Origin of the sequence: Cognatilysobacter lacus, from assembly GCF_008274655.1 — a bacterium.
GTDB classification, from domain to species: domain Bacteria; phylum Pseudomonadota; class Gammaproteobacteria; order Xanthomonadales; family Xanthomonadaceae; genus Cognatilysobacter; species Cognatilysobacter lacus.
This window is the reverse complement of sequence record NZ_VTRV01000200.1, coordinates 1-3594: the sequence shown is the minus strand read 5'-3', so window position 1 is coordinate 3594 and position 3594 is coordinate 1. Positions and strand designations below refer to the sequence as shown.

The following is a 3594-nucleotide window of genomic DNA, read 5'->3' as shown; positions in this document are numbered from 1 at the left end:
GATGGGTGCGCGTGCGCGCGACGCCGGCATCGCGCGGCTTTACACACTCGGCGCGCTCAGCGCTTCCGCCGCCGACGCCTACGGCGCCGACGCCCGCCATTTCGATACCCACGAAGCCCTCGCTGCGGCGCTGCGCGCGGACCTCGTGTCCGGCGTGCGCGTGCTGGTGAAGGGTTCGCGTGGCAGTGCCATGGACCGCATCGTCGCCGCGCTTCTGGACGGACATCCGCATGCTGCTTGAACTCACCCGTTGGCTCGAACAGCTGCAGGGCCACTTCGGCCTGTTCGCCTACCTCACGTTCCGCGGCATCCTCAGCGCGCTCACCGCGCTGTTCCTGTCGCTCTGGATCGGGCCGGTGGTGATCCGCCGGCTCGGCCAGCTCAAGGCGGGTGGCCAGCCGATCCGCAGCGACGGCCCGAAGTCGCACTTTTCGAAAGCCGGCACGCCCACCATGGGTGGCGCGCTGATCCTGCTGACCGTGCTCGCTTCGGTGCTGCTCTGGGGCGACCTGCGTAACCGCTACGTCTGGCTGGTACTCGCGGTCATGGTCGCGTTCGGCGCGATCGGCTGGTGGGACGACTGGATCAAGATCGTGCGCCGCGACCCGAACGGCATGCGCTCGCGCACCAAGTACTTCCTGCAGTCGGTCGTCGGCCTCGCGGCCGGCCTGTTCCTGTACTACACGGCCGACGTCCCGGCGGCGACCACCTTCTACATCCCGCTGTTCAAGCAGGTCGCGCTGCCGTTGGTGAGCGTGAGCTTCGTGTTCATCGCCTACCTGTGGATCGTCGGCTTCTCCAACGCGGTCAACCTGACCGACGGGCTCGATGGTCTCGCGATCATGCCGACGGTGCTGGTCGCCTGCGCGCTCGGCGTGTTCGCATACGCGTCGGGCAATGCGGTGTTCTCGAACTACCTGCAGATCCCCCAGATTCCGGGTGCGGGTGAACTGATCGTGGTCTGCGCCGCCATCGCGGGTGCCGGCCTCGGCTTCCTGTGGTTCAACACGTACCCCGCGATGGTGTTCATGGGCGACATCGGCGCGCTCGCGCTCGGCGCCGTGCTCGGCACGATCGCCGTGATCGTCCGCCAGGAACTGGTGCTGGTGATCATGGGCGGCATCTTCGTCATCGAGACGCTGTCGGTGATGATCCAGGTGGCGAGTTTCAAGCTCACCGGCAAGCGCGTCTTCAAGATGGCGCCGATCCACCACCACTTCGAGCTGAAAGGCTGGCCCGAGCCGCGCGTGATCGTGCGGTTCTGGATCATCTCGGTCGTGCTGGTGCTCATCGGCCTGGCCACGTTGAAGGTGCGCTGATGGACACCTCCCGCCAGGCGACGCGCTTCGACGCCATCACCGGCCGCTTCGACCCATGGCTGCTCGGCCTGATCGGCGCGCTGCTGTGCCTCGGCGTGGTGATGGTCGGTTCGGCGTCGGTCGCGCAGGCGGCCAGCCCGACCTACTACCTGACCAAGCATCTGTTCTTCATCGTTGCAGGTGGCATCGCCGCGGCGTGGGTGATGCGCATGGAGCTGCGCACGATCGAGCGCTATGCGCCGTGGCTGCCGATCATCGGCGTCGTGTTGTTGCTGATGGTCGCGGTGCCGGGCCTGGGCGTGACCGTGAAGGGCGCCAAGCGCTGGGTGAACCTCGGCGTCGTGAACTTCCAGCCGGTGGAGGCCGTGAAGCTGATGATGGTCGTGTGGCTCGCGGCCTACCTCAAGCGATTCAGCGAAGAAGTGAGCGCCAGCTGGAAGGCGATCATCAAGGTCGTCGGCGTGGCCTGTGCATTCGCCGGCGTGCTGCTCGCCGTGCAGAAGGACTTCGGCTCGTCCGCGCTCATCCTCGCGATGACCGCCGGCATGCTGGTGCTCGGCGGCGCCAACCTGCCGCGCCTCGTGGGCCCGCTTTTCGCGCTGCTTCCCGCACTGGGCGCGATGATCCTGCTCGAGCCCTACCGCGTACGGCGCATGACGTCGTTCACCGATCCCTTCAAGGATCCGTTCGGCGACGGCTACCAGCTGGCGAACGCGCTGATGGCCGTCGGCCGCGGCGAATGGTTCGGCGCCGGACTCGGCGCGTCGGTGCACAAGCTGTCGTACCTGCCCGAGGCGCATACCGACTTCATCATGGCGGTGATCGCCGAGGAGCTCGGCTTCGTCGGCGTGTGCGCGGTGATCGCGCTGTACGCGGCGCTGGTCGGGCGCGCGCTCTGGGTCGGCCTCAAGTGTGTCGAGATGCGCCGCCACTTCGCGGGTTACTGCGCCTTCGGCATCGCGCTGTGGATCGGCATCCAGAGCACGGTGTCGATCGGCGTCAACCTCGGCCTGCTGCCGACCAAGGGCCTCACGCTGCCGCTGATCTCGTACGGCGGCTCGTCCATCGCGATGACGATGGCGGCGATGGGGCTGCTGTTGCGCATCTCCTACGAACTCGAGCGCGCGCGTCGCCAGGTCGCGCTGCGTCGCGATACCGCCGCCACGCCGTCGCCGACGACGCACACCACCGCAGCGCGTCCCGCAGCGCCTGCGCCGGCAGCGGGCGTGAGCCCGCTCGGTCGCAATGATCCACGCGGCACCAATCGCCTGCGTCCGCGCGTCGAACCCACCTTCGGGCGCCACAGCGCATGACCGATGCCCGCGCCAGCGCGAATGCGGAAGTCGCGGTGATGATCCTTGCCGGCGGCACGGGCGGGCACATCTTCCCGGGGCTCGCCGTCGCGCACGAACTGCGGCGCCGTGGCGTTGCCGTCGGCTGGCTCGGCAGCGCCGGCGGCATGGAAACGCGACTCGTGCCGCAGCACGGCATCGAGGTCGACACGATCGCGATCCGCGGCGTGCGCGGAAAGGGTGCCGCGACACTGCTCGCGGCGCCGTTCAAGCTGGTATCCGCGGTAGCGGCGGCGCGCAACATCCTTTCGCGTCGCCGGCCCAAAGCAGTCATCAGTTTCGGTGGCTTCGCTGCCGGCCCGGGCGGCCTTGCGGCAAGGCTCGCCGGCGTGCCGCTGTACGTGCACGAGCAGAACCGTGCGCCGGGCATGACCAATCGCGTGCTGTCCAAGCTCGCTCGACGCGTGCTCACGGGTTTTCCGGGCAGCTTCGCGGCCGAGCAGATCGTGGGCAATCCTGTGCGTAGCGAGATCGCGAGCGTCGCGCCGCCGGCGGTGCGCTTCGACGGTCGCGACGGCGCATTGCGGCTGCTCGTGCTCGGCGGAAGCCAGGGCGCAGCGGCACTCAACGCCGCCGTGCCGAAGGCGATCGCGTCGCTGCCCGATCCGGGCGGCTGGCAGGTGCGCCACCAGTGCGGCGAGAAGATGGTCGACGCCGCGACCGCCGCCTATCGCGACGCGGGCGTTGATGCGTCCGTCGAACCCTTCATCGCCGACATGGCCGCTGCCTATGCGTGGGCGGACCTCGTCGTCTGCCGCGCCGGCGCGCTCACGCTCGCGGAGCTTTGTGCGGTCGGCGTCGCCAGCGTGCTGGTTCCCTTTCCGCAGGCCACGGACGACCACCAGACCAAGAACGCGCAGTTCCTCGTCGAGCGCGGCGCCGCGCGCTTGCTGCCGCAAGGGCCCGCGCTCGCCGCACAGCTC

3 protein-coding genes and 1 pseudogene are annotated in these 3594 nt (G+C 68.9%); all 4 read left to right on the top strand.

Going from position 1 to position 3594, the window contains the following annotated elements; translation table 11 throughout:
- A pseudogene (locus FW784_RS13015) lies at positions 1-241 on the top strand (UDP-N-acetylmuramoyl-tripeptide--D-alanyl-D-alanine ligase); the annotation flags it as partial.
- On the top strand, positions 231-1319 hold the full coding sequence (gene mraY, locus FW784_RS13010; RefSeq protein WP_149353755.1) for a phospho-N-acetylmuramoyl-pentapeptide-transferase: 1089 nt from the start codon (positions 231-233) through the stop codon (positions 1317-1319). The pseudogene FW784_RS13015 and the gene mraY, both read left to right, overlap by 11 nt.
- On the top strand, positions 1316-2632 hold the full coding sequence (ftsW, locus tag FW784_RS13005; RefSeq protein ID WP_149353757.1) for a putative lipid II flippase FtsW: 1317 nt from the start codon (positions 1316-1318) through the stop codon (positions 2630-2632). Before mraY ends, ftsW begins: the two co-directional genes overlap by 4 nt.
- On the top strand, positions 2629-3594 hold a 966-nt coding region (gene murG, locus FW784_RS13000), incomplete at its 3' end, for an undecaprenyldiphospho-muramoylpentapeptide beta-N-acetylglucosaminyltransferase (RefSeq protein ID WP_235893681.1). The genes ftsW and murG, both read left to right, overlap by 4 nt.

Excerpts from the sequence above, each read along its gene's own strand:
- mraY (WP_149353755.1), top strand. The coding sequence starts at position 231 with ATGCTGCTTGAACTCACCCGTTGGCTCGAACAGCTGCAGGGCCACTTC.